The 6,273-nt window shown below is 70.2% G+C and carries 6 protein-coding genes; all 6 read right to left on the bottom strand.

The window, feature by feature from the left end; genetic code table 11:
• Positions 1-17: 17 nt before the first annotated feature.
• Entirely contained in the window at positions 18-782 is a 765-nt protein-coding gene (locus QK444_RS30845) for a hypothetical protein (RefSeq protein ID WP_349239552.1), read from the bottom strand.
• Positions 783-1,002: 220 nt separating this feature from the next.
• Positions 1,003-2,076 carry a prenyltransferase gene (locus tag QK444_RS30850; protein ID WP_282785612.1) on the bottom strand — a complete coding sequence of 358 codons (1,074 nt, stop codon included), beginning with the start codon at positions 2,074-2,076 and terminating at the stop codon, positions 1,003-1,005.
• Positions 2,063-2,794 (bottom strand): class I SAM-dependent methyltransferase, encoded by a 732-nt coding sequence (locus tag QK444_RS30855; protein ID WP_282785613.1) that lies wholly within the window; start codon positions 2,792-2,794, stop codon positions 2,063-2,065. The genes QK444_RS30850 and QK444_RS30855 overlap by 14 nt, the downstream gene beginning before the upstream one ends.
• Entirely contained in the window at positions 2,788-4,062 is a 1,275-nt protein-coding gene (locus QK444_RS30860; RefSeq protein WP_282785614.1) for a glycosyltransferase family 4 protein, read from the bottom strand. Before QK444_RS30860 ends, QK444_RS30855 begins: the two co-directional genes overlap by 7 nt.
• Before the next feature lie 61 nt (positions 4,063-4,123).
• Positions 4,124-4,981: an LLM class F420-dependent oxidoreductase gene (locus QK444_RS30865; RefSeq protein ID WP_282785615.1), complete on the bottom strand. Its 858-nt coding sequence runs from the start codon at positions 4,979-4,981 to the stop codon at positions 4,124-4,126.
• 15 nt (positions 4,982-4,996) lie between these two features.
• On the bottom strand, positions 4,997-6,273 hold a 1,277-nt coding region (locus QK444_RS30870), incomplete at its 5' end, for an FAD-dependent oxidoreductase (protein WP_282785616.1).

Here is a 6,273-nt window from a genome sequence, read left to right on the forward strand (position 1 = left end):
GGGCGGGGGCCGCGGCCCTATTCGCACTCCGGGCTCCACACGATGCGCCCGCCCTGGAAGTCCTGGGCCTTCCCGCCCTGGTAGTCGTATTCGTCGCCGGTGGGCAGCCCGTAGCGACCGTTCTCGCCACCCGCGGCGACCCACTGATCCCGGATCGCGCCCCACACGATGTGCGTGCCGGTGGCCTTGGACCAGTACACCGCTCCGCCCTCGAACAGGTTGTAGCGGCCGTTGCCCTTGTTGGTCTGGGCCTCGTCGCTGATGGGGAAGCCGAGCGGGCTGTTCTCCCAGCCGACCGCGCCCCACTTGTCGCGGATCACGCCCCCGACGTAATGCGCGGCGGTGCCGACCGACCAGTAGACGGACCCGCCCTGGAAGTGGTTGTAGCGGCCGGGCTTTCCGAGCGTCGACTCCTCGTTCGTCACCGGATACCCGAGCGTCCCGCGCTCCGACCCCAGCTGCCGCCACTTGTCCCGGATGAACCCGGTCACCGCGTGCGCGCCCACCGCCTCGGTCCAGTAGATCGACGCGTTCCGCTCGAAGTCCTGGTACTTGCCGCCTTTGGCCGCATCCGACTCCGGCCCGACCGGATCGCCCAGCGCCTCGGGACCGCCCAGCGCGTCGTAGGTGACCTCGATGGCCCCACCCACCTCGAAGGCCCCGACCGGCCGCGCCGCGGCGCTGTTCGTGCCCAGGACCAGCACCCCGGCCGCCGCCACGGCCAGCGCGAGCGCACTCCGGGCACGTGGGGACGACTTGCTCTCGCGACGTATCGAACTCAACGCACTACCTCGGATTCCCGGCTGGACAGCTACCGCCGCCATCCTCCAAGGCCCGGCCGCGCTCGGCAAGACGGTGAATCCGTCGTCCATCGAGATCACATTCGGACGCCGCCGCGGTCGTCCTCCGGCCGCGAGGAGTCCGCGCGGGCGTCGGGGTGTGCCCCGGTCCGCGAACGCCGGTCGAACCGACCGAGGGCGACAGCGGCGTGGAGCGCGTCCGTCAGCCTCGGATATCCGCGCACTCACAGGTCAGATGGGTCGTCACCGGGGCTGCGGGCAACAGGTCGCGGAAGATGCCATTGGCCGGGGTGGCGCGGCTCAGCGCATCGGCGGCGAGGATCACGGCCGCGCCTGTCCAGGTGGTGCGTTCCTCGGGCCAGCGTTTGCCGTCGGCGAAGACCAGACCGGTCCAGTAGGAGCCGTCGGATTCCCGCAGGTGCTGCATATTCGTGAACAGGCGCAGGGCGCGCTCGCGCTCGCCGAGGGCGTCCAGGGCCAGCACCAGTTCGCAGGTTTCCGCACCCGTCACCCAGGGCCGGTCGGCGACGCAGCGAATGCCGAGCTCGCCGACAACGAAGTCGTCCCAGTGCGCGCGGATGCGCCGTCGACCCGCATCGCCGCGGATCGCGCCGCCGAGGATGGGGTAGTACCAGTCCATGGAGTAGCGGCTCTTGTCCAGGAAGGCTTCCGGGTGCTCGCGCAGCGCGTGCCCCAGCCGCATGGCCGCGACCTCCCACTCGGGCTGCGGGTCGCCGACCCGCTCGGCCAGCGCCAGGGCGCAGCGCAGGCTGTGGAAAATGCTGGAGCAGCCGGTGAGCAGCGCCTCGCCGGAGCTTCCGGCGGGGCCGAGCGACCAGTGGATCTCCCCGTAGCGCCCGCGCTGGAGACCGATCACGAAATCCATGGCGCGGCGCACCGTCGGCCACATCTCGTCGGCGAAGGCGCGGTCGCCGGTGCGGGTGAGGTGATGCAGCACCCCGGTGGCGATGTAGGCGCAGAAGTTGGTGTCCGCGTCGGCGTTCTCCACCGTGCCCCGGCGGAACTGCATGGGCCAGGAGCCGTCCGGCCGCTGGGCGACGGCCGACCAAGCGTAGGCCGCCCGCGCGTGCTCGTACAGTCCGGCCACGGTGAGCGCCATCGCCGATTCGAGGTGATCCCACGGATCGGTGTGCCCGCCGTCGAACCAGGGAATGGCACCGTCGGATTCCTGTGCGGCGGCAATGGATTCGGCCGTGCGCAGCAGTTCGTCGGCGGTGAGCACCTCGGGCACCCCGGGTAGGTCAGTAACCGCCAAGGCGCACCGCCGGTTTCGTGAAGTACAGCGCCACGCTCTTGCCGATGAGCGGATCGAGCAGCCGTTCCGCCACCCGGGTGAGCGGCGGTGCGGACATCATGTCCCACAACAGCATTCGGTGATACGCCGATACCAGCGGATGCTTGTCCGCGGACACCCCCACCGCGCATTTCAGCCACCAGTACGGCGCGTGCAGAGCGTGCGCGAACTCGGTGCGCACATGCCGCACACCGCGCGAGCAGATCTTCTCCCGCAGTTCGTCGGCCTTGTAGATGCGCACGTGGCCGCCCTCATTGGCGTGGTACTCGTCCGACAGCGCCCAGCAGATGCGTTCCGGCAGCCAACGCGGCACCGTGACCGCCAGCGCCCCACCGGGTTTGAGCACCCGCACCAACTCGTTGATCGCCTGGCCGTCGCGCGGGATGTGCTCCAGGATCTCCGAGGCGATCACCACGTCGAATTCGCCGTCGCCGTAGGGCAGGTCGAGGGCGTCGCCGCGCACCGTCTCGGCCTTGGCGTAATCGGGGCTCTCCCCGGCCTCGGCCATGGCCTCGAACATGACCCGCACATCGGCGAGGTCCTCGGCGTTCTGATCGAAGGCCACCACGTCCGCGCCGCGTCGATACGCCTCGAAGGAGTGCCGTCCGGCCCCGCAGCCCACGTCGATGACCCGGACGCCGGGTCCGATGCGCAGGCGGTCGAAGTCGACGGTCAGCATGTGCGTGCCTCCTGGGTGGACGCGCCGAGCGGCGCGATGGCGGGGCGGATGAGATGTCGGGCGATGGCCCGTTCGTAGACGGTGACCGTCTGCGCGGCGACGGCTTCCCAGCTGAAGACGGACAGGGCGCGGCGGCGTCCGGCCGCGCCCAGCTGACGTCGCCGGTCCGGGTCGGCCAGCAGCGCGCCCAGCACCCGGGTCAGTTCGTCCACATTGCCGGGCTCCACCAGTTCCGCGCAGTCGCCCACCACCTCCGGCAGCGCACCCGCCCGGCTGGCGACCAGCGGCGTACCGCTGGCCATGGCCTCCACGGCGGGCAGCGAGAACCCCTCGTACAGGGAGGGAATGCAGGCGATCTGGGCGGAGCTGAGCAGCCGCGCCAGTTCCTCGTCGGCGAGTCCGCTGACGGCGGTGACGATATCGGTGAGGCCGAGTTCGGCGATGAGCTTCTCCGTGGGTCCGTTCGGTTCCAGCTTGGCCACCAGCCGCAGTTCCAGGTCGTGGGCGGTGCGCAGGCGCGCGATGGCTTTCAGCAGGTGACCGATGCCTTTGAGCGGCTTGTCGGCGCTGGCGACCGCCACGATGCGGCCGCGCACGCGGGGCAGCGGATGCGGCCGGAACAGTTCGGTGTCGACACCCAGCGGCACGGTGTGCAGTTGTCGGGCCGCCACCCCGAAGTCGGCGCGGATATCGGCCGCCGACGACGAGGACACGGTGATCAGGTCGGGCAGCTGGCGCGCCACCCGCATCTGCATCCCCAGGAATCCGTACCACCTGCGCACCAGCGGTTTGCGCCGCCACGGAGCCGCCGCCAGATCCACCGCCCGGTCCCGGGTGATCGGGTGGTGGATGGTCGCCACCAGCGGCAGGTGCCGGGCGATGTCGAGCAGTCCGGTGCCGAGGCACTGATTGTCGTGCACCACGTCGAAATCGCCGGCGCGAGCGCGCAGCAGCTTCGCGGCCCGCAGGCTGAAGGTGCGCGGCTCCGGGAATCCGGCGGTCCACATGGTGCCGAGTTCCAGCAGGTCCACGCCGTCGCGGAGCTCGCCGGGGCGCGGGGTGCGGAAGGGGTCGGACTCGCGGTACAGATCCAGGCTCGGCACCTCGGTGAGCCGCACCCGGGGGTCGAGCAGTTCGGGATACGGCTGTCCGGAGAACACCTCCACCCGATGCCCCAGTTCGGCCAATCCCCGGCTGAGGTACCGGACGTAGACGCCCTGCCCGCCACAGTGTGTCTTGCTGCGATACGACAGCAGGGCTACGCGCACGTCGGTGTGCCTTTCCGTGATGAAGCGTGGTGAAGCGAAAAGCGGGCTGGGTGAGTCGAACTCAGTCGTGCAGCCCGAGCGGCGCGAGTTTGCCCGCCAACCGGTCGAGGTAGGCGAAGACCTCGTCGTCGGATTTGTCCGGCAGGCCGTAGAGCACGTCGGTGACCCCGGCGTCGGCCCAGCGGGCCAGCCGCTCCGGGTCGGGTTTGAAGTCGAGCGCCACCACGCGGGGCGCGCCGGTGCGTCCGGCCTCCCGCCAGTGCTTCATGAGCAGTGCCGTGGACGCCTGCACATCCGATTCGGTCGGGGTGGTGATCCAGCCGTCCCCGGTCCGGGCGATCCACCGGAAGGTCTTCTCGGTGCCGCCCGCGCCGATGAGCACCGGAATGTGCGACTGCACCGGTTTGGGCCAGGCCCAGCTGGGTCCGAAGGAGACGAACTCGCCGGAGTAGCTGGCCTCCTCCTGGGTCCACAGCGCCCGCATCGCCTCCACGTATTCGCGCAGCACCGTGCGCCGCTTGTTGCCCGGCACCCCGTGGTCGGCGAGTTCGTCGGTGTTCCAGCCGAATCCGGCCCCGAGCGTCACCCGCCCGCCGGACAGGTGATCGAGGGTGGCGATGGTCTTGGCCAGGGTGATGCAGTCGCTCTCGGTGGGCAGCGCCACCGCCGTGGACAGTTCGATGCGCGAGGTCACCGCCGCCGCGGTGGCCAGCGCCACCCAGGGGTCGAGGGTGCGCGTGTACCGGTCGTCCGGCAGTTCGGCGCTGCCCGTGAGCGGGTGCGCCGCTTCCCGTTTCACCGGAATGTGGGTGTGCTCGGGCACGAAGAAGGAGCGGAAGCCGCGCTCCTCGGCGGCCTGCGCGGCGGTCGCGGGCGCGATGCCCCGATCGCTGGTGAACAAGACGATGCCGAATCGCATGCGCGTCAGTACCTCTCAGTTGCCCTTGGCGGCGGTCACACCCGCGCGCCGACCGTAGAAGCTGCCATCGCCGAGCGAGCAGCCGCTGGCGTACCCGCCCGCGCAGATGCCCGAGGTGACCCGCCCGGCCGCGAACAGTCCGGGAATCGGTTCGCCGTCCACGTGCAGCACCCGCGAATCCAGATCGGTGCGCAGGCCGCCGAGGGTGAAACCGCCGGTGTAGCCGCGCAGGTCATACGCGCCCAGCGGGGTGCCGATGGGCTTGACCCATTCCGGCTTCTTGTGCAGGAACGGGTCCTCGCCCTTGGCGGCGTGGTGGTTGTACAGGTCGATGGTGGCCTGCAGCGCGTTCTCCGGCAGGCCCATCTCGGTCTCGAGTTCGGCCACCGTCTCGGCAACCCAGGTGGGGGCGATGCGCAGGAACGACATGGAGGACTTGGTCTCGAAGGCCGCCTCCAGGGCGGCCTCGTCGATGACCAGATACGCCTGGTTGTGCTGCTCCTGCAATACCGCCTGGCCCATCCGGCCCGGATAGGTGTCCTCGGTGATGAAGCGCTGGCCCTGCCCGTTCACCAGAATGCCGCGCACGATGACCTGCGGGTCGGCGATGAAGGCGACCTCGGTGGCGTCCATGTGCGCGAGGTCCGCGCCGAGCGCCTGGGCCACCCGGATGCCGATGCCGTCGTGCTCCTCCACCGTCGCGGCGGGACGGCCGAAGATCCTGGGCGCGAACTGTTCCACCATCTGGTGCGCGTAGGCGAAGCTGCCCGTGGCCAGCACCACGCCGCGTTCGGCGCGCACGTGCACCGGCTTTCCGTAGCGGGTGGCCGCCACCCCGACTACCCGGCCGGAGTCGTCCACGATCAGCCGCCGCAGCCGCACGTCGTATTCATGGCGGACACCGAGCTTTTCGGCGGTGTCGGCGAGCGGCTTCATGAGCATGTAGCCGCCGCCCTTCTCACCCAGCTTCTTGTCCGGGGTCAGGGGCAGGTGCCCGCGCGGTGCCGGGTCGGCGATGGTGTTGAACGGCGCGGCGTTCTCCCCGCCGGAGTACATCAGTCCCTGGTCGGCAGGCGGTTCGTAGCCCGGTTCGCCCCAGAACTCCTCCTTGAACGGCACGCCCTGGGCGACCAGCCAGTTGTAGTGTTCGACGCTGCCCTGGCAGTAGTCGTGGATCTTGGCCTTGTCCACGCCGGGGCCGAGGGCGGCGGTGAGGAACTTCTCCATGTTCTCGGGGGTGTCGGAGAAGCCGAGCGCCTGCTGCAGCGGGGTGCCGCCGCCCAGGTAGATGA

This window comes from Nocardia sp. CC201C (assembly GCF_030010695.1).
GTDB lineage: Bacteria > Actinomycetota > Actinomycetes > Mycobacteriales > Mycobacteriaceae > Nocardia > Nocardia otitidiscaviarum.